Source organism: Ralstonia sp. VS2407, from assembly GCF_052950655.1.
The window spans coordinates 221005-241708 of the sequence record NZ_JBRFVG010000003.1; the positions used below are offsets into that span (position 1 = coordinate 221005).

The window sequence follows — 20704 nt, forward strand, 5'->3', positions numbered from 1 at the left end:
AACAATCGGCCAAAAAATAGAACGGTTGTTCAGTTTTTTTCTAGGAGACACCATGGCCCTGATGGGACAAATGATGAGCGCCCCTTTGCTCGTCTCGACCATCATCGAACATGCAGCGCGCAATTCCGGTTCGACTGAAGTCGTGTCGCGCCGTGTCGAGGGCGATATCCATCGCACCACGTACCGGCAAGTGCGAGACCGCTCCAAGCAACTGGCAAATGCGCTGGCCGCACTCGGTGTGCAGCCCGGCGAGCGCGTCGGTACGCTGGCCTGGAACGGCTATCGCCACCTTGAAATCTATTACGGCGTGTCTGGTTCGGGCTCGGTGTGCCACACCATCAACCCGCGGCTGTTTCCCGACCAGATCGCCTACATCGTCAATCACGCTGAAGATCAGTACGTCTTCTTCGACCTGACGTTCGTGCCGCTCATCGAGGGCATTGCGCCGCATTGCCCGAACGTGAAGGGCTGGGTGGCAATGACCGATCGCGCGCACATGCCCACCTCCAGTGTGCCGATGCTCTGCTACGAAGAGCTGCTGGACGCGCAAAGCGCCGACTACACCTGGCCGCAGTTCGACGAAAACACCGCAGCCGGCCTGTGCTACACGTCGGGCACCACGGGCAACCCGAAGGGCGCGTTGTATTCGCATCGATCCACGGTGCTGCATTCATATGCGTCAGCATTGCCTGATGCCCTTGGGTGTTCGGCGCAGGACGTGATCCTGCCGGTGGTGCCGATGTTCCACGTCAACGCCTGGGGGCTGCCGTATTCGGTGCCGTTGGTGGGTGCCAAGCTGGTCTTCCCGGGGCCGAAATTGGATGGCGCCTCGCTGTATGAGCTGTTCGAGCAGGAGAAGGTGACGTTCTCCGCCGGCGTGCCGACCGTGTGGCTAGGCTTGCTGCAACACGTGCAGGCCAACAAGCTGAAATTCTCGACGTTCCGCAAGACCGTGATTGGCGGTTCGGCTGCGCCGCCGGCCATGATCCGCACGCTCAAGGAACTGGATGTGGAAGTCATCCATGCGTGGGGCATGACCGAGATGTCACCACTGGGCACCACGTGCAAGCTGATGGGCAAGCATGCAGACCTGCCCGATGAGGCCAAGCAACACGTGCTCGAGCGCCAGGGCCGCGCCATCTACGGCGTCGAAATGAAGATCGTCGATGCTGAAGGCCAAGAACTGCCGTGGGACGGCAAGGCCTTTGGCGATCTCTACGTGCGCGGGCCGTGGACGATCCAGAGCTATTACCGCAACGACAAGTCGCCCCTGATCGACGGCTGGTTCCCCACGGGTGACGTGGCGAACATCGATGCCGACGGCTACATGCAGATCACGGATCGCAGCAAGGACGTGATCAAGTCCGGCGGCGAGTGGATCTCGTCCATCGATGTGGAAAACGTGGCAGCTGCGCACCCCGGCGTGCACATGGCCGCGTGCATCGCATGCCATCACCCCAAGTGGGACGAACGCCCGCTGCTGGTGGTGATGAAGAAGCCTGGCGTGGAACTCACGCGCGAGGAGATGCTCAAGTTCTTCGAAGGCAAGGTCGCCAAGTGGTGGATTCCGGATGACGTGGTGTTCGTCACCGAAATTCCGCTCACGGCCACCGGCAAGATGCAGAAGCTGAAACTGCGCGAGCAGTTCAAGGATTATCAGTTCCCCGCTGTACAGGCTTAGCTACATATAGAAACCGCCGCCCGTGCACGGGTCACCCCGGCACGAGGACGGCGGACGTAAGACAACCGGATCAGGGCCGGCCGCCGCGCGACGGACACGTCGACGCGGTGGGATGAAGCCCGGGCGCGTTGCAACCTGGAGACGCAAGCAGCCGCACGCCCACCAGAGGCACGCGGAGAGTGACTCGCCGGCGGCTCCACCACATGAAGGAGACACGCATGACGAAGTTCCGTCCGTTGGTTGTGGCTGTTGCATGTGTTGCGGCAATCGGTGGGGCAGTCCTGCCCACTGCATCGTCCGCCGCCGAAACCGTGAAGATCGCCTGGATCGATCCGTTGTCCGGCCTGATGGGTGCGCTGGGCCAGAACCAGTTGCGCAGCTGGCAGTACATCGCCGATCTCGCCACGCAGAAGAACTGGGCCGGCGACGGCACGAAGTTCGAAGTGGTGGGCTTTGACAACAAGCTCTCGCCGCAGGAAAGCCTGACGGCCCTCAAGCAGGTGGCCGATCAGGGCATCCATTACATCGTGCAGGGCAATGGCTCGAGCGTCGGCATGGCGCTGGAAGATGCCGTGGCCAAGTACAACGAGCGTAATCCGGGCAAGGAAATCGTTTACCTGAACTACGCTGCGGTGGATCCGGATATGACGAACAGCAAGTGCAATTACTGGCACTTCCGCCTGGACGCCAACTCCGACATGAAGATGGAAGCGCTGACCAGCTTCCTGGCGAAGGATCCCAAGGTCAAGAAGGTCTACCTGATCAACCAGAACTATTCGTTCGGCCATCAGGTGGCGCGTGCGGCCAAGGAATACCTCAAGCGCAAGCGTCCGGACATCGAGATCGTGGGTGAAGACCTGCACCCGCTGGCGCAGGTGAAGGACTTCTCGCCGTACGTGTCGAAGATCAAGTCGTCGGGTGCCGATACCGTCATCACCGGCAACTGGGGCAGCGACTTGGCCCTGCTGATCAAGGCCGGCAAGGATGCAGGCTTGAACGCGAACTTCTATACGTACTACGCCTCGACCACGGGCGTGCCGACAGCTATGGGTTCTGCAGGCGCAGATCACGTGAAGTACGTGGGCTACTGGAACGTCAACAACGACGGCTTCAAGGGCGCCGATATCGTCGAGGGCTACAAGAAGAAGTACAACGACGATTACTACCTCATGGCCTCGTATACCGGCATCGCCATGCTGGCCAAGGCCATCAAGCAGACCAAGTCTGTCGAACCCGCCAAGGTTGCCAAGGCCTTCGAAGGCATGAAAGTCGACAGCCTGAACGGCACCTTCGAGATGCGCGCGTCTGACCACCAGGGCCAGCAGCCGCTCTACATCGCCACCTGGGAAAAGACGAACGGCAAGAACGTCAAGTTCGACCAGGAAAACACCGGCTACGGCTGGAAGACCGACGCTGTGCTCGATCAGTACGTCGCGTCGCAGCCGACCTCCTGCCAGATGAAGCGTCCGCAGTAAGGGCGCGGGTAGTGTGCCGAAGGGCTGCCCGATGCTATCGTGCGGCGATGTTTTAAACGGAGTCCATGGGCCACGCATTGATGCGTGCGTCCCATGCTCCGCCGAATCTGCTGGAAGGGCTGCAGCGTGGAATTTCTAGTCATCAATCTCTTGAACGGCATCAGCTACGGGCTGTTGCTGTTCATGTTGTCTTCGGGCCTGACGCTGATCTTCAGCATGATGGGTGTTCTCAATTTTGCGCATGCCAGCTTCTACATGCTGGGCGCGTATTTCGCCTATGTCGTGAGCGGCTATCTCGGCTTCTGGGCCGCGCTGATCGTGGCACCGCTGCTCGTGGGTGCGCTGGGCGCCGTGGTCGAGCGCTACGGCCTGCGCACGGTGCACCGCTATGGCCATGTCGCCGAACTGCTGTTTACCTTCGGTCTGGCCTATCTGATTGAAGAAGGCGTGAAGCTGGTATGGGGCCTGCCCGCCGTGGCGTACCGCGTGCCGGACGCACTGGATGGCCCGCTGTTCACGCTGTTCACCTCGTCGTTCCCCAAGTACCGCGCCTTCATGATGCTGGTGTCGCTGCTGATGCTGGTTGGCATCTTCCTGCTGCTCACGCGCACGCGTATCGGGCTCGTCATTCAAGCCGCGCTGACGCATCCGGACATGGTCGAAGCGCTGGGCCACAACGTGCCGCGCGTGTTCATGCTGGTGTTCGGCGGCGGCTGTGCGCTGGCCGGCTTGGCGGGCGTGATTGGCGGCAATGCGTTCGTGACCGAGCCATCGATGGCGGCAGCGGTCGGCTCCATCGTCTTCGTGGTGGCGGTCGTGGGTGGCATGGGGTCTCTGGTGGGGGCGTTCATCGCGTCGCTGCTGATCGGCTGCATCCAGACCTTTGCCGTCACGCTTGATATCTCAGTGACGAGCGTGCTGGAGAAGATCGGCGTCACGCTCAATCCGGACGTGCCGCTCATCTCTGTCTGGAACCTGACGATTGCGCAAGTCGCACCGGTGCTGCCGTATCTGCTGCTGGTGCTGATGCTGATTTTCCGCCCGCGCGGGCTGATGGGTACGCGGGAGAGCTAAATGGAACGCACCATGCACCAACAAGCGCAACAACAAGCCGCGCTGCCGGCCAACGATCGAGCGCGGACGATGAAGTTCAAGCCGGTCAATCTTGCTCGCTGGCTGCTCTGGGGCACCACCGCGCTGGTAATGATCGTGCTGCCGCTCATCTGGCCGCAGGGTTTTGCCATCACGCTGCTCTCGCAGATGGGCATCATGATCATCTTCGCGCTCTCGTACAACATGCTGCTTGGCCAGTCCGGCATGCTGTCGTTCGGGCATGCGGTGTACGCCGGCCTGGGCGCCTTCATGGCTGTGCACGCGCTCAACAAGATCGGCGCCATGCAGACACTGGGCATCGGCGGTCCGCTCGCCGTTGCGCTATTGCCCATTGCGGGCGGCCTGGGCGGCGCGCTGTTCGGCGTGATCTTCGGCTACGTCACCACCAAGAAGGCCGGCACGACGTTCGCCATGATCACGCTCGGTATCGGCGAGATGGTGTTTGCCAGCGCGTTGATGTTTCCGGACTTCTTTGGTGGCGAGGGCGGTGTCTCCACGAACCGCAGCATCGGCGACGCGCTGTTTGGCGTGACGTTCGGGCCGGGGCGCCAGGTGTATTACCTGATCGCCGCGTGGTGCCTGATTTCGATGGCGCTGATGTATGCGTGGACGCAGACGCCGCTGGGCCGCATCGCCAACGCCGTGCGCGATAACCCCGAGCGTGTGGAGTTCATCGGCTACAACACGCAGCGCGTGCGCTTTCTGGTGGTGATCCTGTCCGCGTTTTTCGCGGGCATTGCCGGCGCACTGTCCTGCATCAACTTTGAGATCGTGACGGCCGAGAACGTGTCGGCAGTGCGCTCGGGCTCGGTGCTGCTGGCGGCCTTCATTGGCGGCATGGGCAGCTTCTTCGGGCCGATCATCGGCGCGGTGCTCACGGTGTTCTTTACCGTGGCGCTGTCGGGCATCACCAAGGCGTGGCTGCTGTACCTGGGGTTGTTCTTTGTGCTGATGGTCATGTACGCGCCGGGCGGCATCGCCAGTCTTCTGGTCATGCACCTGCCGATCCTTCGACGCGGCAAGCTCAAGACGCTGCTGCCGGCTTACGGTGTGGCGATCGTGCCGACCATCATCCTGCTGGTTGCGTTGATTTCCACGGTGGAAATGATCTACGCCGTGCAGGACGACGCCTCGGGTGGCGTGGCCACGCTGTTTGGCCTGTCTGTCGAACCGAATACCTTCAAGCCGTGGATCGTTACCGCCGTGCTGTGGCTGGTGGGCGCCTTCGGCCTGCGTGCCGCGGCTGGCAAGCTGCGCACCGCTTGGGATCACGCATTGCAGGAGCCGCAACCATGAGCCAACCGACATCTGGGCCGACCGCTGCGCTCGAGTTGCGCGATGTTCGCAAGCGCTTTGGCGCAACGGAAATCATCCGAGGGGTCAACCTCACCATTGGCAAGGGCGAGCGCCATGCGCTCATCGGCCCGAACGGCGCTGGCAAGTCGACCACGTTCAACTTGATCTCGGGCCGCTTTCCGGCGAGCTCGGGCAGCGTGCGCTTGAACGGCGAAGAGATCAGCGGTTTGGCGCCGTTTGAGATCAACCGCAAGGGCCTGTCGCGCAGCTTCCAGATCACCAACATCTTTCATCGGTTGTCGGTGTTCGAGAACCTGCGCTGCGCGGTGCTCTGGTCGCTCGGCTACAAATATTCGTTCTGGCACAAGCTGGCCGAGCTGCGTGACGCACGCGAGCGCGCTGAAGAAGTGCTCGAGCAGATCGGCATGACACATCGGCGAGACGCCGCCGCGGGCCTGCTGACCTACGCCGAGCAACGGGCGTTGGAAATCGGTATCACCATTGCGGGCGGTGCCGACGTGATCCTGCTGGATGAGCCGACCGCCGGCATGAGCCGATCTGAATCCGACCACGCGGTGGACCTCATCCGCAAGGTCACGGTCGGCAAGACGCTGGTGATGGTCGAGCATGACATGAGCGTGGTGTTTGGCCTGGCCGACCGCATCTCGGTGCTCGTCTATGGCGAAGTGATCGCCACCGACACGCCCGAAGCCATTCGCAATAACCGCCGCGTGAAAGAGGCCTACCTCGGCACCACGCTGGACGAACCTGCAGGAGCGCATTGATGGCAACGAATACTCCGATGTTGGAGGTGCGCGACCTGCACGCGTACTACGGCAAGAGCCACATCCTGCACGGCGTCGACATGCACGTCGGCGAGGGCGAGATCGTTGCGCTACTCGGGCGCAATGGCGTGGGGCGTTCGACCCTGGCCAAGTCCATCATGGGCATGGTCCGGCACGAAGGCGAAATCCTGCTGCGCGGCAAAAGCGTGAGCGGCCTGCGAACCTTTGAAGTCGCGCACAAGGGCATCGGCTATGTGCCCGAGAACCGCGACATCTTCCCCACGCTGACGGTGCGGCAGAACCTGCTGCTTGGCGAGAAACGCAACCCCAGTCAGCCCAAGCCGCGTTGGCAGGTGGAAGACATGTATCAGATGTTCCCGCGTTTGAAGGAGCGCGAGAACACGGCTGCGGGTGTGCTGTCAGGCGGCGAGCAGCAGATGCTGACGCTGTGCCGCACGCTGATGGGGGACCCCGACTTCATCATCATCGACGAGCCGACGGAGGGTCTTGCGCCGCTGGTGGTGACGCTTGTCGGCGAGTATTTGAAGACGCTCAAGGAGCGGGGGATCTCCGTGCTCCTGGTGGAGCAGAAACTGGCCATTGCCCTCGACATTTCACAGCGGGTGTATGTGATGGGGCACGGTCAGATCGTGTTTGAGGGGACGCCCCAGCAGTTGAAAGCCGATGCGAAGGTCCGGCAGGAGTGGCTGGAGGTTTAAACGCCGCAGGTCGATCCACGGCGTACAGATGGCTCGCATGGACAACCGTGCGGGCTTTTTTCTGACAGTCAGTTGACGACTGTGCCCGCCGCTGAGGCTTCCGTGGTCGCCTTGGCCTGCTGCAGATGCTCGGCGCTGAACTGCATCTCGGAGTACTTCACAAACCGCGTCTTGAACTTCCAGCGGTAAGCCAGCCAGATCACCACGAACAGAATCACGCCGCAATACGTTGCGATGAAGGCGCCGAAGTTGTCGACCGGCGCAAACAGCGCCTTGGTATTCTGCCCAAGAATGATCACCACGCACAGGATCGCCACCATGATCGGCCCGAATGGAAAAAACGGCGACCGATACGCCAGTTGCGCCACGGAATGCCCCTGGCTCGTGAACCCCTTGCGGAACCGGTAGTGCGCCAGCGCAATGCCGAACCAGGCGATGAAGCACGTGACCGCAGACGTATTCAGCAGCCACAGGTAGACCACCTGGTCGCCAAACAATGAACTGAAGAAGCACAGTGCGCCAACCGCCGACGTGGCCAGCAGCGCGCGGTGCGGCACGCCGTTGGCCGACACCTTGGCAAACCAGCGCGGCGCCTGACCTTCAAGCGACAGGTCGTACAGAATCCGCGTCGACACATAGAGGCTCGACGTGCCGGACGACAGCAGCGCGGTCAGCACCACCGCATTCATCATCCCAGCCGCAAACGCAAGGCCCGCATGCTGGAACACCAGCGCAAACGGGCTGACGCCGACGTCCGTCGCTTCATTGCGCAGCAGGTTCGGGTCGGTGTACGGCAACAGCACGCCGATGATCAGGATCGCCAGCACATAGAACAGCAGGATGCGCCAGAACGTCTGGCGGATGGCGCGCGGGATCGTGCGGGAGGGGTTCTCCGCCTCGCCGGCGGCCACGCCAATCGTCTCGACGCCCTGGAACGAGAACCCGGCGATCATCGCCACGCCGACCATGGCCGGCACGCCGCCCACGAACGGCGCATCGCCCACGGTGAAGTTCTGCCAACCCGACTGCGGCCCGCCGTGCATGATGCCGAAGATCATCGCCAGGCCGATCAGCAGGAACACGACGATGGTCACCACCTTGATCATCGAGAACCAGTATTCCGCCTCGCCAAAACCGCGCACGGAGAAGGCGTTGAGGCCAAACATCAGCAGCAGGAATGCGGCGCTCCAGACCATGCCCGACACGCCTGGGAACCAGTACTTCATCACGAGTTGCGCGGCAGCCAGTTCCACGGCAACGGACACGGCCAGCGCAAACCAGTAGTTCCATCCGAGCGCAAAGCCGAAGCCTTCTTCGACATACAGGCGGCTGTAAGTCACGAACGAGCCCGAGACGGGCAGATGCACCGCCAGTTCGCCAAGACTCGTCATCAGGCAATAGACCATCACGCCGATCAGCGTGTAGGTCAGCAGTGCGCCGCCGGGGCCAGCCTGCGCGATGGACGCTCCGGACGCAACGAACAGCCCCGTGCCGATGGCGCCGCCCAGGGCGATCATCATCAGGTGGCGCGAGCGCAGGCGTCGGCGCAGTTCGGATTGGGCTTCGAGGCCGGTGGGGGTGATGGGTGTATGCATAGCCGGTGGCGCCGGAGCGGGCGCCCCAATAAAAACGCCCGCCGGATGCTGTGCAACCGGCTGGCGGAGCGGGGGGGATTACTGCGTACGGTTTGCGACGGTCGGCAATTCGGGGCCAGGGTCTTGGCCGGCCAGCGAATCGCGCAGCACTGGCGGGCGCGGGAAGTGCATGTCCTGGTAACGGACAATGCCGCCGCCGCGCACCAGCCGGTAGCCGATCCAGATCAGGAAGAAGACCGGGATGCCGATGTACGTGGCGATCACCGCTGGCCAATCGACGGTGCCGGTGGTGAATGCCTGGTAGTTCTGGCCGAGCGTGATGATCAGGCACAGCCCAAACGCGAACAACGGGCCATATGGAAAGAACTTGGAGCGGTACGGCAACTGCGCCGGATCATGCCCCTGCGCCACAAGCCCCTTGCGGAACCGATAGTGGCTGATGGCAATGCCAAGCCATGCCACGAAGCCGGTCATGCCCGAGGTGTTCAGCAGCCACAGGTAGACCGTCTTGTCGCCATACAACGAACTCAAGAAGCAGAGCGCGCCGACGGCGGTCGTGGCCAGCAGCGCATTGCGTGGCACACCGTTCCGGGTAAGTTGCGCAAAGATGCGCGGCGCGCGGCCCTCGGTGGCCAGGTTGTAGAGCATCCGCGTGGACGCATACATGCCCGAATTGCCGGCCGACAGCACCGCCGTCAGGATCACCGCGTTCATCAGGCCTGCGGCAAACGCAAGGCCTGCGTGCTTGAAAACGAGCGTGAAAGGGCTCACGCCAATGTTCGTCACTTCCGTCGAGAGCAGATTGGGATCGGTGTACGGCACCAGCACGCCGATGATGAAGATGGCCAGCACGTAGAACAGCAGGATCCGCCAGAACACTTGCTTGACCGCACGCGGAATGGTGCGCGCCGGGTCGGCCGATTCGCCGGCCGCCACGCCAATCAGCTCCGTCCCCTGGAACGAGAATCCCGCGATCATCGCCACGCCGATCATCGCCGGCAACCCGCCGACGAACGGCGCATCACCGATCGTCAGATTCTGCAGGCCCGATTGCGGACCGCCTTTCATGATCCCGAAGATCATCGCCAGGCCAATGCCGATAAAGAAGATGACGGTGACGACCTTGATGAGTGCGAACCAGTATTCCGCCTCGCCAAAGCCGCGCACCGAGATGGCGTTGAGCAGGAACATGATGGCGAGGAAAACGGCGCTCCACAGCACGCCCGGCACATCGGGAAACCAGTAATGCATGACGAGCTGCGCGGCCGCCAGCTCCACGGCAATCGTCACGGCCCAGTTGTACCAATAGTTCCAGCCGAGCGCGAAGCCGAAGCCTTCGTCCACATACAGCGCGCCGTAGGTGGCAAACGATCCGGAAACGGGCATGTAAGCGGCAAGCTCGCCCAGGCTGGTCATCAGGAAATAGACCATTGCCCCGATGAGGATATAGGCGGCGAGCGCGCCTCCGGGGCCTGCCTGCGAGACCGATGCGCCCGAAGCCACGAAGAGCCCGGTGCCGATCGACCCGCCGATGGCGATCATGGTGAGATGGCGCGCGCGCAAGGTGCGGCGCAAGCCCGGCGTCTCTGAGGACGGGGTAGCGTGTTCTGACATGGATACAGAGTGGTCGATTTTGCTCGGATCGCGAATCAAATCGACGAAATGTGACGAGGCGTCCCCGCGCCTGGTGGGCGTCCGGCGAACGAAATGCGCGACTCTATCAAAACCGTCACGCAGCGGGCAAAAAATCCATGCTGCGTCACACGCGTTTGAACCCGTCGGGGCCCGTCGCATCGCCCGCCAGACGGCGCCGTGCAGCGCAAAAATAAAAATTGAACGACCGTGCTATTTTGTGTATTCTGTGTCGAGTCGCGGCCTTACCGCGCGTTAAAAAAACGATAGTTGAGAGACAGTTCAACCGCGAGGCACGGCGCGCCTGATCTGCCGGCCCTCGCATCACCAAAGGAACCAGCATGACTGCGGAGTACAAGGTCCAGGACGGCGTTGCCGTCATCACGCTCAGCAACCCGCCCGTCAACGGCCTTGGCCACTCCACGCGCCTGGGCATCGTCGAGGGCATGGTGAAAGCGGGCGACGACGCCAACGTCAAGGCCATCGTGATCACCGGTGCGGGCAAGGCCTTCTCGGGCGGCGCAGATATCCGTGAGTTCAACACCCCCAAGGCCACGCAAGAGCCGACACTGCACGCCGTCATCAAGGCAGTGGAGTCGAGCAGCAAGCCGGTCGTGGCGGCCATCCATTCGGTGGCGATGGGCGGTGGGCTGGAACTGGCGATGGGCTGCCATTTCCGCGTGGCCGCACCGGGCGCGCAGATCGCGCTGCCGGAAGTGAAGCTGGGCATTCTGCCGGGCGCAGGCGGCACGCAGCGTCTGCCGCGCGCGATCGGCCTGGAGCCGGCGCTGAACATGATCGTTTCCGGCAACGCCATTCCGTCGGAAAAGCTGGCCAAGAGCGGCCTGTTCGACCAGATGATCGAAGGCGACCTGATGGCCGGCGCCATTGACTTCGCGCTGAAAGCTGCTGCCGAAGGCAAGCTGCCGAAGCTGCGCGATCGCAAGGTCGAGCACGACAATCCGCAAGGTTTCTTGCAATTCGCCCGTAACACGGTGGCCGCTGTCGCCAAGAACTTCCCGGCGCCAGGCAAGTGCGTCGACGCCGTGCAGGCCGCGGTTGAAAAGCGCTTTGACGACGGTATCAAGTTCGAGCGTGACCTGTTCATCGAACTGGTGAATACGAGCGAATCGCGCGCACTGCGCCACGCCTTCTTTGGCGAGCGCGCCGCCAGCAAGATTCCGGACGTGCCGGAAGACACGCCGGTGCGCAAGGTGGAGAAGGTTGCCGTGATCGGCGCCGGCACGATGGGCGGCGGCATCTCCATGAACTTCCTCAATGCAGGCATTCCGGTCACGATGCTGGAAACCAAGCAGGAAGCGCTGGACCGCGGCGTCGCCACCATCCGCAAGAACTACGAGAACAGCGCCAAGAAGGGCAAGCTCACGCAAGAGAAGGTCGAGCAGCGCATGGCCCTGCTGACCCCGACGCTGTCCTACGACGACATCAAGGACGCCGACCTCGTCATCGAGGCCGTCTTTGAAGAAATGGGCGTCAAGGAAGTCGTGTTCAAGAAGCTGGATGAAGTTGTCAAGCAGGGCGCGATCCTGGCATCGAACACCTCCACGCTGGACGTCGACAAGATCGCCAGCTTCACCAAGCGCCCGCAAGACGTGGTCGGCATGCACTTCTTCAGCCCGGCCAACGTGATGAAGCTGCTGGAAGTCGTGCGCGGTAAGGAGACGGCCAAGGATGTGCTGGCCACCGTCATGAAGCTGGCCAAAGCCATCAAGAAGACGGCGGTCGTTTCCGGCGTGTGCGATGGCTTCATCGGCAACCGCATGATCGAGCAATACAGCCGCCAGGCCGGCTACCTGCTGGACGAAGGCGCGCTGCCCGAGCAGGTCGACAAGGCCATCGAAAAGTTCGGCTTTGCGATGGGCCCGTTCCGCATGGGCGATCTGGCCGGCAACGACATCGGCTGGGCCATCCGCAAGCGCCGCGCCGTGGACAAGCCGGACATCGTCTATTCGAAGACCGCCGATCTGCTGTGCGAGATGGGCCGCTTTGGCCAGAAGACCGGCGGCGGCTGGTACGACTACAAGGCGGGTGACCGCAAGCCGTATCCGAACCAGCAGGTCAACGACATGATCGTCCAGCATTCGAAGGATCTGGGCATCACCCGCCGCAAGATTTCGGACGAAGAAATCGTCGAGCGCCTGGTGTTCGCGCTGGTCAACGAAGGCGCGAAGATCCTGGAAGAGGGCATTGCCTCCAAGGCGTCGGATATCGACATGGTCTACCTGACCGGCTACGGCTTCCCGCTGTTCCGCGGTGGCCCGATGCTCTACGCAGACACCGTCGGCCTGTACAACGTTGCGCAAGCCATGCACCGCTATAGCAAGGGCTACCACGGGGAAGCCTGGAAGGTCGCGCCGCTGCTGCAGAAGCTGGCCGACGAAGGCAAGGGCTTCAACGGCTGATGCGGGGCTAACGGACCAAGCGACTAAGCAACCGCCATGCAACTCACGCCCACCGATTGCCTGCTGATCATCGACGTGCAGAACGATTTTCTGCCCGGCGGCGCGCTGGCCGTGCCGGAAGGCGACCAGGTCGTCCCGGTCGTCAACCAGCTCGCCCAGGCATTCGGGCGCGTGGTGCTGACGCAGGACTGGCACCCGCGCGAGCACGTGTCGTTCGCAGCCAACCATGCGGGAACGCAGCCGTTCGGCACGATCGATCTGCCGTACGGCCAGCAGGTGCTGTGGCCGGTGCACTGCGTGCAGCACAGCGCAGGCGCCGCGCTGGCCGACAACCTGGACGTGCCGCATGCGCAGTTGATGGTTCGCAAGGGCTATCACCCGCACATCGACAGCTACTCCGCATTTTTTGAAGCGGATCGCAAGACGCCGACCGGCCTGCTGGGCTACCTGCGCGAGCTTGAAATCAAGCGCGTGTTCTGCGTTGGGCTGGCCACCGATTTCTGCGTGGCGTGGTCAGCGCTGGATGCGCGTGCCGCCGGGCTGGAAGTTGCCGTCATCGAGGATGCGTGCCGCGCGATCGACCTGAACGGGTCGCTTGCGCAGGCGTGGCAGCAGATGACGGAGGTGGGCATCGCGCGGTTGCAGTCGCCGGACGTTTTGAACACCTTGTCTTGAACGGATAACGGAATACATCGGGCGCTGCCGAAGCCGCGCCCGCCACCAGATACGAGGAGCAACACCATGACCGAAGCAGTCATCGTTTCCACCGCACGTACCGGCCTGGCCAAGAGCTGGAAGGGCGCCTTCAACATGACGCACGGCGCCACGCTGGGCGGCCATGCGGTTCAGCACGCCATCGAGCGCGCCAAGATCGAGCCGGGCGAAGTGGAAGACATCCTGATGGGCTGTGCGAACCCAGAAGGTGCAACGGGCGCCAACATCGCGCGCCAGATCGCCCTGCGTGCCGGCTGCCCCGTGACCGTGCCTGGCGCAACCGTCAACCGCTTCTGCTCGTCGGGCCTGCAGACCATCGCCATGGCCGCGCAGCGCGTGATTGCCGATGAAGGCGACATCTTCGTGGCCGGCGGCGTGGAATCCATCTCGTGCGTGCAGCAGGAAATGAACCGCCACATGATGACCGAAGGCTGGCTCAACAAGCACAAGCCGGAAATCTACTGGAACATGCTCCAGACCGCCGAGAACGTCGCCAAGCGCTACAACATCGCCAAGGAGCGCATGGACGAGTACGGCGTGCAAAGCCAGCAGCGCGCCGCCGCCGCTGCTGCTGCCGGCAAGTTCAACGACGAAATCGTCCCGATGACGACGGTGATGGGCGTGGCCGATGCCAAGACCGGCCAGCTCATGACCCGCGAAGTCACCATCTCCACCGACGAAGGGATTCGCCCCGACACGACGCTTGAAGGCGTGGCGAAAATTCGCTCGGCCGTGCCGGGCGGCGTCATCACGGCAGGCAATGCCAGCCAGTTCTCCGACGGCGCATCCGCTGCGGTGGTCATGAATGGCAAGGTCGCAGCCGCCAAGGGCCTGCAGCCGCTGGGCGTGTTCCGTGGCTTTGCCGTAGCCGGTTGCGAGCCGGATGAAATGGGTATCGGCCCGGTGTTTGCCGTGCCCAAGCTGCTCAAGAAGGCCGGCCTGAAGGTGGACGACATCGGCCTGTGGGAATTGAACGAAGCGTTCGCCGTGCAGGTGCTGTACTGCGCAGACAAGCTGGGCATCCCCATGGACCGCCTGAACGTCAACGGCGGTGCCATCGCCGTGGGCCACCCGTACGGCGTGTCGGGTGCACGCCTGGTCGGCCACGCGCTGATCGAAGGCAAGCGTCGCGGCGTCAAGTACGTGGTCGTGACCATGTGCATCGGCGGCGGCCAAGGCGCAGCCGGCCTGTTCGAGGTGCTCTAAAGAGGCCAGGCTCCCGAGTAAAAACGGGAGCCTGTTTTGTTTCTGGCAGCGCTGATTTCAGTGTCAGCCCATGCACGCACATGGTTTGTGCCGTTCCTGCCCTAGATGGCGCCTTGAATTTTCGTAAGCGGGCGGAAATAAGACGGGAAACTGTCTGAGCGAAGCGAGTTTTTCCCGTCTCCGCACGGTTACGGAAATTCAAGGAATCTTTCGCCATCTCGGGCGCGCCTTTCTTTGCTTACTTTCTTTGGCAAGACAAAGAAAGTGAGTCGGGCCCGGCAGGGCACGAAACACAGGATGCACCACCAACATCATGTCCTCGAAACTGCTATCCCGCCGCGACCTCAGCTTCCTGCTTTACGAATGGCTCAACGTCGAATCGCTCACACGCATTCCACGTTACGCAGACCACTCCCGCGAAACCTTCGACGCCGCACTCGACACCTGCGAGCGCATCGCAACGGACCTGTTCGCCCCGCACAACAAGAAAAACGATCAGGAAGAACCGCACTTCGACGGCAACAAGGTTCACATCATCCCCGAAGTGAAGGTCGCGCTGGATGCCTTCAACAAAGCCGGCCTCATGGCTGCGGGACAAGACTTTGAACGCGGCGGCATGCAACTGCCGACCGTGGTCGAAAAAGCCGGCTTCGGCTTCTTCAAGGCCGCCAACGTCGGCACCAGTTCGTACCCGTTCCTGACCATTGGCAATGCCAATCTGTTGCTCGCGCACGGCACGCCCGCGCAAATCGAGACCTTCGTGCAGCCCGAGATGGAAGGCCGCTTCTACGGCACGATGTGCCTGTCGGAGCCGCAGGCAGGCTCGTCGCTGTCGGACATCGTCACGCGCGCCGAATATGAAGGCGAATCGCCGCTCGGCGCGCAATATCGCCTGACCGGCAACAAGATGTGGATCTCTGCCGGCGAGCACGAACTGTCGGACAACATCGTCCACCTCGTGCTGGCGAAGATTCCCGGCCCGGACGGCAAGCTGATTCCCGGCGTGAAGGGTATTTCGCTCTTCATCGTGCCGAAGTTCCTCGTCAATACCGATGGCTCGCTCGGCGAGCGCAATGACGTGGTGCTGGCCGGGCTGAACCACAAGATGGGCTATCGCGGCACGACCAACTGCCTGCTGAATTTTGGCGAGGGCACGCAGTTCCGCCCCAAGGGCGCAGACGGCCAGCCGCGCGCCGGGGCGATCGGTTACCTCGTCGGCGAGCCGCACAAGGGCCTCGCCTGCATGTTCCACATGATGAACGAGGCGCGCATCGGCGTCGGCATGGGTGCAACGATGCTTGGCTACACGGGATATCTGCATGCGGTGGACTACGCGCGCAATCGCCCACAAGGCCGTCCGGTCGGGCCTTCGGGCAAGGATGCCGCTTCTGCGCAGGTCCGCATCGTCGATCACGCCGACGTGCGTCGCATGCTGCTTGCACAAAAGGCCTACGTGGAAGGCGCGCTCGGTCTGAACCTGTATTGCGCCAAGCTCGTCGATGAAGAGCGCGGTGAAACCGACGCGGCCAAACGCGCCAAACTCGGTCTGCTGCTCGACATCCTGACGCCGATTGCGAAAAGCTGGCCGTCGCAGTGGTGCCTGGAGGCCAACAGCCTGGCGATCCAGGTGCACGGAGGCTACGGCTACACGCGCGAATACAACGTCGAACAGTTTTACCGCGACAACCGCCTGAACCCGATTCACGAAGGCACGCACGGCATCCAGGGCCTCGACCTGCTGGGCCGCAAGGTCGTGATGCAGGACGGCGCCGCCTTCGCCGCGCTGGGTGAGCGTGTGCAGGCCACCGTCGGCCGGGCGTTGGAAACCGACGACGAAACGCTGGTCAGCTACGGCCGTGCGCTTGGCATGGCGACGCAGAAACTGGCCAAGGTCACGCAGACGCTGTGGGCCGCTGGCGACCCGCGCGTGACGCTGGCGAATGCCTCCGTTTATCTGGAAGCGTTCGGCCACGTGGTCGTGGCGTGGATCTGGCTGGAGCAGGCGCTGGCCGCCGCCAAGGCACTGCCCAACGCACAGGGCGAAGACGTCGATTTCTACCGCGGCAAGCTGCAGGCCGCACGCTATTTCTTCCAGTGGGAACTGCCGAAAATCGACCCGCAGATCGTGCTGCTGGGCTCGCTGGACACGACCACGCTGGACATGCAGGACGCTTGGTTCTAACTACGACAACGACACTGGAGACACCATGGGTACGCTGAAACACCTCTTCGATCTTTCCGGCAAGACGGCGCTGATCACCGGCGGCTCGCGCGGGCTTGGCCTGCAGATTGCCGAGGCACTGGGCGAGCAGGGCGCTCGCATCGTCTTGTCTGCCCGCAAGGCCGATGAGCTGAAGGAGGCGCAGGCGCACCTGAAGTCGCTTGGCATCGAGGCCGACTGGATTGCTGCCGACGGCGCCGTCGAGGCCGACATCCAGCGCCTGGCCGACGAGGCGCTGGCCAAGCTCGGCCACGTCGACATCCTCGTCAACAACGCGGGCGCGACGTGGGGCGCGCCGGCGGAAGACCACCCAGTCGAAGCGTGGGACAAGGTGATGAACCTGAACATCCGTGGCCTGTTCCTGCTCACGCAGCAGATCGGCAAGCGTTCGATGATCCCGCGCAAGTACGGAAAGATCGTCAACGTGGCGTCGATTGCCGGCCTGAAGGGCAATCCGCCGGGCTCGCTCGATACGATCGCCTACAACACCAGCAAGGGCGCGGTGGTCAACTTCACGCGCGCGCTGGCTGGTGAGTGGGGCGAGCACAACATCACCGTCAACGCGATTGCGCCGGGCTTCTTCCCGTCGAAGATGACGCGCGGCTCGCTGGAAAAGCTCGGTGTGGACAAGCTGACCGAAAAATCCCCCCTGCATCGCATTGGCGACGATGAAGACCTCAAGGGCGTGGCTGCGCTGTTTGCGTCGGATGCGTCCAAGCACATCACTGGCCAGATCCTCGCTGTCGACGGCGGCGTGAGCGTGGTCTAATTTCGGCTGCTTCTCACTCTTTCTGACGCAGCATGAACGCAGACAACAACGGTTTTCCGATCGACATCCCTTTCCTGAAGCTCCTCGGCATGCGCTGCCTGAAGGTGGCCGACGGCGAGGGCGTGGTCGAACTCGCACTCGAAGCCCAGCACATGAACAGCTGGGAAATGGCCCACGGCGGCGTGACCATGACGATGCTCGACGTCGCCATGGCCATGGCTGGGCGTTCGGCCGACGTGCATGGCCGCGGCGTGGTGACCATCGAGATGAAAACGGCGTTCATGCAGCCCGGGCGCGGCACGCTCAAGGCGAGCGCCCGTTGCGTGCATCAGTCCACCACCATGGCCTTCTGCGAAGGCGAGGTGCGCGATGCGGATGACAAGCTGGTCGCACGCAGCTCGGGCACGTTCAAGTTCGTCAAACGCATGCCGCCGCCGCGCACGCCCGAGCCGGGCGCCGACGGCTGACCCGGCGACACCGCAGTTGCAGTACCCAGTTGCACACCGGACAGCGTCCGGCACACAAGAAGAGCAACCACGGAGACAAGCATGCAACAACCTGCGCGGCGCACGGCGTCTGCCCTTGCCATCACTCTGCTTTGCTGCACCGGACTGACCATGACCCTGGAAGGATGCGCCTCGAGTTCCGCGCCTGCTGCCGCACCAGCCGCTGACACGAAAACCACGGTGCAGGCCCCCCCCGCACCGACGCCGCCGATGCAGAAGCCTCTCACGGCGGACGAATCCGACCCGAACAAGATGGGCTGGATGCAGGGCTTCCCGCCGCCGACCGATCGCATCATCCGCTTTGACCTGGCGGGCAACATGTTCCCACGCACACGCTACGGCTACAGCCACGTGCGCGAGTTCGTGCCGACGCGTGTGGTGTGGCACGGCGACGGCCCCGTCAGCAAGCTGCCGCGCGCCGAGCGTGACATCAGCGGCGTTCTGTTCACCGATCCGAACGGCACGCGCCGTACGTTTGCCGAAGCTCTCAAGCTGACCTACACCGACGGCATCCTCGTCATGCACAAGGGCAAGGTGATCTACGAGCGCTACTTTGGCGCGCTCGATGCGCATACGCAGCACATTGCCATGTCGGTCACGAAATCGTTTGTCGGCACGCTGGCCGCCATGCTGGTGGCCGACGGCAAGCTTGATCCGGCCGCGCCGGTGACGCAGTACGTGCCGGAGCTGAAGGACACCGCCTATGGCGACGCCACCGTGCGCCAGGTCATGGACATGACCGTGGGCGTGCGTTATTCCGAAAACTATGCCGATCCGAACGCCGACGTCTGGGCCTACGCTCGCGCCGGCGGCATGCTGCCGCGCCCGGCTGGCTACAAGGGCCCCGACAACTTCTACGACTATCTGACGACGTTGCGCAAGGAAGGCGAGCACGACGCGGAGTTCTCGTACAAGACCGTCAACGCTGAAACGCTGGCGTGGATCGTGCGCCGTGCGTCGAACAAGTCGCTGGCGGCGCTGTTGTCCGAGCGGATCTGGCAACCGATGGGGGCACAGGACGACGCGTACTTCTCGGTCGACAGCATCGGCACGGAATCGGGCGGCGGCGGCCTGAACACCACGCTGCGCGACCTGGCGCGCTTTGGCGAGATGATCCGCAACGACGGCCGCTTCAACGGCAAGCAGATCCTGCCCAAGAGCGTGATTGAAGACATCCGCCGCGGTGGCGACCCCGCCAAGTTTGCCAAGGCAGGCTACACGACGCTGCCCGGCTATTCGTATCGCAACATGTGGTGGGTTTCGAGCAACGACCACCACACGTTCGAAGCGCGCGGCATCCATGGCCAGCGCATCTATATTGATCCGGTGGCCCAGATGACGATCGTGCGCTATGCCTCGCACCCGATCGCTGCCAATGCTGCCAATGATCCGGTCACGCACCGCGCGTATGCGGCGCTAGCCGAGTACTTCATGCAACACAAGTAACAACCCGACCCAACACCGATATCCGATATTCAGGAGCGTTTTTTCATGTCGAAGACCTATCAGCGCATCGTTCTGGCTTCGCGCCCGCAAGGGGCCGTAACGCCCGACAACTTCCGCCTGGAAACGGTGGAGATTCCGGAACTGCAGGACGGCCAGGTGCTGGTGCGCAACCATTTCCTGTCGCTCGATCCGTACATGCGCGGACGCATGAACGACAGCAAATCATATGCACAGCCGCAGCCGCTGGATGAAGTGATGATCGGCGGCACCGTGGGCGTGGTAGAAGCGTCCAAGAACCCGTCGTTTGCCGTGGGCGACAACGTCGTCGGCATGTTCGGCTGGCAAGAGGTTGGTGTGTCTGACGGCCGCGGCATCCAGAAGGTCGATACGCGCCACATTCCGCTGTCGGCGTACCTGGGTTCGGTCGGGATGCCCGGTGTGACGGCGTGGTATGGCCTGAACAAGATCATGCTGCCCAAGCCGGGCCAGACCGTGGCGGTGAGCGCCGCTTCGGGCGCCGTCGGCAGCGTGGTCGGCCAGCTCGCCAAGCTCAAGGGCTGCCGCGTGGTGGGTTTTGCCGGTGGCAAGGACAAGTGCGACTACGTGGTCAACGAGCTTGGCTTTGACGCCTGCATCGACTACAAGGCCGCCAAGGACCCGAAAGAGCTGTACAAGATGCTCAAGGAGGCGACGCCCGACGGCATCGATTCGTACTTCGAGAACGTCGGTGGCGCGATCCTGGATGCGGTGCTCTCGCGCATGAACGCGTTCGGCCGCATCGCCATGTGCGGCATGATCGCCGGCTACGATGGCCAGCCGCTGCCGCTGCAGAACCCGCAACTGATCCTGGTGTCGCGCCTGACCATTGAGGGCTTCATCGTCTCCGAACACATGGACGTGTGGCCGGAAGCCCTGCGCGAGCTGGGCGGTTTCGTGGCGCAAGGCAAGCTGAAGTTCCGCGAGAGCGTGGCACAGGGCTTGGCGAGCGCACCGGAAGCGTTCATGGGCCTGCTCAAGGGTAAGAACTTCGGCAAGCAACTCGTCAAGCTGGTTTGAGTTAAGCCGCACGCGGACTGTCAATCGCTTGACAGTCCTCCGGGCGAGGGCCGCCACAGAATGGCCC

At 62.9% G+C, this 20704-nt stretch carries 16 protein-coding genes; 14 read left to right on the forward strand and 2 right to left on the reverse strand.

Annotation, left to right across the window (positions count from 1 at the left end; all coding sequences use genetic code 11):
• Positions 1-52: 52 nt before the first annotated feature.
• The 6 genes from ACU8YE_RS06680 to ACU8YE_RS06705 all read left to right on the forward strand — a co-directional run bounded on the left by ACU8YE_RS06680 (position 53) and on the right by ACU8YE_RS06705 (position 7069).
• Positions 53-1681 carry a 3-(methylthio)propionyl-CoA ligase gene (locus tag ACU8YE_RS06680; protein WP_446928368.1) on the forward strand — a complete coding sequence of 543 codons (1629 nt, stop codon included), beginning with the start codon at positions 53-55 and terminating at the stop codon, positions 1679-1681.
• 218 nt (positions 1682-1899) lie between these two features.
• Positions 1900-3156 (forward strand): branched-chain amino acid ABC transporter substrate-binding protein, encoded by a 1257-nt coding sequence (locus ACU8YE_RS06685; RefSeq protein WP_232042856.1) that lies wholly within the window; start codon positions 1900-1902, stop codon positions 3154-3156.
• A gap of 126 nt (positions 3157-3282) precedes the next feature.
• The gene (locus tag ACU8YE_RS06690; RefSeq protein ID WP_024975637.1) at positions 3283-4230 is read left to right on the forward strand and encodes a branched-chain amino acid ABC transporter permease; all 948 of its coding nucleotides are present in this window, start codon (positions 3283-3285) and stop codon (positions 4228-4230) included.
• A complete protein-coding gene (locus ACU8YE_RS06695; RefSeq protein ID WP_260802442.1) occupies positions 4231-5565 on the forward strand; it encodes a branched-chain amino acid ABC transporter permease in 1335 nt (444 codons plus the stop codon). It abuts the gene before it with no gap.
• Positions 5562-6350 (forward strand): ABC transporter ATP-binding protein, encoded by a 789-nt coding sequence (locus tag ACU8YE_RS06700; RefSeq protein WP_027681415.1) that lies wholly within the window; start codon positions 5562-5564, stop codon positions 6348-6350. The genes ACU8YE_RS06695 and ACU8YE_RS06700 overlap by 4 nt, the downstream gene beginning before the upstream one ends.
• The gene (locus ACU8YE_RS06705; RefSeq protein ID WP_232042854.1) at positions 6350-7069 is read left to right on the forward strand and encodes an ABC transporter ATP-binding protein; all 720 of its coding nucleotides are present in this window, start codon (positions 6350-6352) and stop codon (positions 7067-7069) included. The genes ACU8YE_RS06700 and ACU8YE_RS06705 overlap by 1 nt, the downstream gene beginning before the upstream one ends.
• A 68-nt stretch (positions 7070-7137) precedes the next feature.
• On the opposite strand, the gene ACU8YE_RS06710 is transcribed toward ACU8YE_RS06705, so the two are convergent.
• A complete protein-coding gene (locus ACU8YE_RS06710) occupies positions 7138-8664 on the reverse strand; it encodes an amino acid permease (RefSeq protein WP_414560659.1) in 1527 nt (508 codons plus the stop codon).
• Positions 8665-8742: 78 nt separating this feature from the next.
• On the reverse strand, positions 8743-10278 hold the full coding sequence (locus tag ACU8YE_RS06715) for an amino acid permease (protein ID WP_440075943.1): 1536 nt from the start codon (positions 10276-10278) through the stop codon (positions 8743-8745).
• A gap of 359 nt (positions 10279-10637) precedes the next feature.
• Between ACU8YE_RS06715 and ACU8YE_RS06720 the strand changes: the two genes are divergently transcribed.
• The 8 genes from ACU8YE_RS06720 to ACU8YE_RS06755 all read left to right on the forward strand — a co-directional run bounded on the left by ACU8YE_RS06720 (position 10638) and on the right by ACU8YE_RS06755 (position 20637).
• Positions 10638-12719, forward strand: coding sequence for a 3-hydroxyacyl-CoA dehydrogenase NAD-binding domain-containing protein (locus ACU8YE_RS06720; protein ID WP_446928369.1), 2082 nt, complete (start codon positions 10638-10640; stop codon positions 12717-12719).
• A 36-nt stretch (positions 12720-12755) separates the two neighbouring features.
• Positions 12756-13394: a bifunctional nicotinamidase/pyrazinamidase gene (pncA, locus tag ACU8YE_RS06725; RefSeq protein WP_232042850.1), complete on the forward strand. Its 639-nt coding sequence runs from the start codon at positions 12756-12758 to the stop codon at positions 13392-13394.
• 66 nt (positions 13395-13460) lie between these two features.
• On the forward strand, positions 13461-14639 hold the full coding sequence (locus tag ACU8YE_RS06730; RefSeq protein ID WP_446928370.1) for an acetyl-CoA C-acyltransferase: 1179 nt from the start codon (positions 13461-13463) through the stop codon (positions 14637-14639).
• Positions 14640-14952: 313 nt separating this feature from the next.
• Positions 14953-16821 carry an acyl-CoA dehydrogenase gene (locus ACU8YE_RS06735; protein ID WP_446928371.1) on the forward strand — a complete coding sequence of 623 codons (1869 nt, stop codon included), beginning with the start codon at positions 14953-14955 and terminating at the stop codon, positions 16819-16821.
• 25 nt (positions 16822-16846) lie between these two features.
• A complete protein-coding gene (locus ACU8YE_RS06740; RefSeq protein WP_012762008.1) occupies positions 16847-17629 on the forward strand; it encodes an SDR family oxidoreductase in 783 nt (260 codons plus the stop codon).
• Between the two features lie 32 nt (positions 17630-17661).
• Positions 17662-18096, forward strand: a complete 435-nt coding sequence (locus ACU8YE_RS06745; RefSeq protein WP_027681422.1) for a PaaI family thioesterase — start codon at positions 17662-17664, stop codon at positions 18094-18096.
• Between the two features lie 81 nt (positions 18097-18177).
• The gene (locus ACU8YE_RS06750) at positions 18178-19581 is read left to right on the forward strand and encodes a serine hydrolase domain-containing protein (RefSeq protein WP_446928372.1); all 1404 of its coding nucleotides are present in this window, start codon (positions 18178-18180) and stop codon (positions 19579-19581) included.
• 45 nt (positions 19582-19626) lie between these two features.
• Positions 19627-20637, forward strand: a complete 1011-nt coding sequence (locus ACU8YE_RS06755; protein ID WP_316871268.1) for an NADP-dependent oxidoreductase — start codon at positions 19627-19629, stop codon at positions 20635-20637.
• Positions 20638-20704 lie beyond the last annotated feature (67 nt).

Excerpts from the sequence above, each read along its gene's own strand:
- ACU8YE_RS06720 (WP_446928369.1), top strand. The coding sequence starts at position 10,638 with ATGACTGCGGAGTACAAGGTCCAGGACGGCGTTGCCGTCATCACGCTC.
- ACU8YE_RS06695 (WP_260802442.1), top strand. The coding sequence starts at position 4,231 with ATGGAACGCACCATGCACCAACAAGCGCAACAACAAGCCGCGCTGCCG.
- ACU8YE_RS06750 (WP_446928372.1), top strand. The coding sequence starts at position 18,178 with ATGCAACAACCTGCGCGGCGCACGGCGTCTGCCCTTGCCATCACTCTG.
- ACU8YE_RS06710 (WP_414560659.1), bottom strand. The coding sequence starts at position 8,664 with ATGCATACACCCATCACCCCCACCGGCCTCGAAGCCCAATCCGAACTG.
- ACU8YE_RS06680 (WP_446928368.1), top strand. The coding sequence starts at position 53 with ATGGCCCTGATGGGACAAATGATGAGCGCCCCTTTGCTCGTCTCGACC.
- ACU8YE_RS06715 (WP_440075943.1), bottom strand. The coding sequence starts at position 10,278 with ATGTCAGAACACGCTACCCCGTCCTCAGAGACGCCGGGCTTGCGCCGC.
- ACU8YE_RS06730 (WP_446928370.1), top strand. The coding sequence starts at position 13,461 with ATGACCGAAGCAGTCATCGTTTCCACCGCACGTACCGGCCTGGCCAAG.
- ACU8YE_RS06700 (WP_027681415.1), top strand. The coding sequence starts at position 5,562 with ATGAGCCAACCGACATCTGGGCCGACCGCTGCGCTCGAGTTGCGCGAT.
- ACU8YE_RS06755 (WP_316871268.1), top strand. The coding sequence starts at position 19,627 with ATGTCGAAGACCTATCAGCGCATCGTTCTGGCTTCGCGCCCGCAAGGG.
- ACU8YE_RS06685 (WP_232042856.1), top strand. The coding sequence starts at position 1,900 with ATGACGAAGTTCCGTCCGTTGGTTGTGGCTGTTGCATGTGTTGCGGCA.
- pncA (WP_232042850.1), top strand. The coding sequence starts at position 12,756 with ATGCAACTCACGCCCACCGATTGCCTGCTGATCATCGACGTGCAGAAC.
- ACU8YE_RS06745 (WP_027681422.1), top strand. The coding sequence starts at position 17,662 with ATGAACGCAGACAACAACGGTTTTCCGATCGACATCCCTTTCCTGAAG.
- ACU8YE_RS06735 (WP_446928371.1), top strand. The coding sequence starts at position 14,953 with ATGTCCTCGAAACTGCTATCCCGCCGCGACCTCAGCTTCCTGCTTTAC.
- ACU8YE_RS06740 (WP_012762008.1), top strand. The coding sequence starts at position 16,847 with ATGGGTACGCTGAAACACCTCTTCGATCTTTCCGGCAAGACGGCGCTG.
- ACU8YE_RS06705 (WP_232042854.1), top strand. The coding sequence starts at position 6,350 with ATGGCAACGAATACTCCGATGTTGGAGGTGCGCGACCTGCACGCGTAC.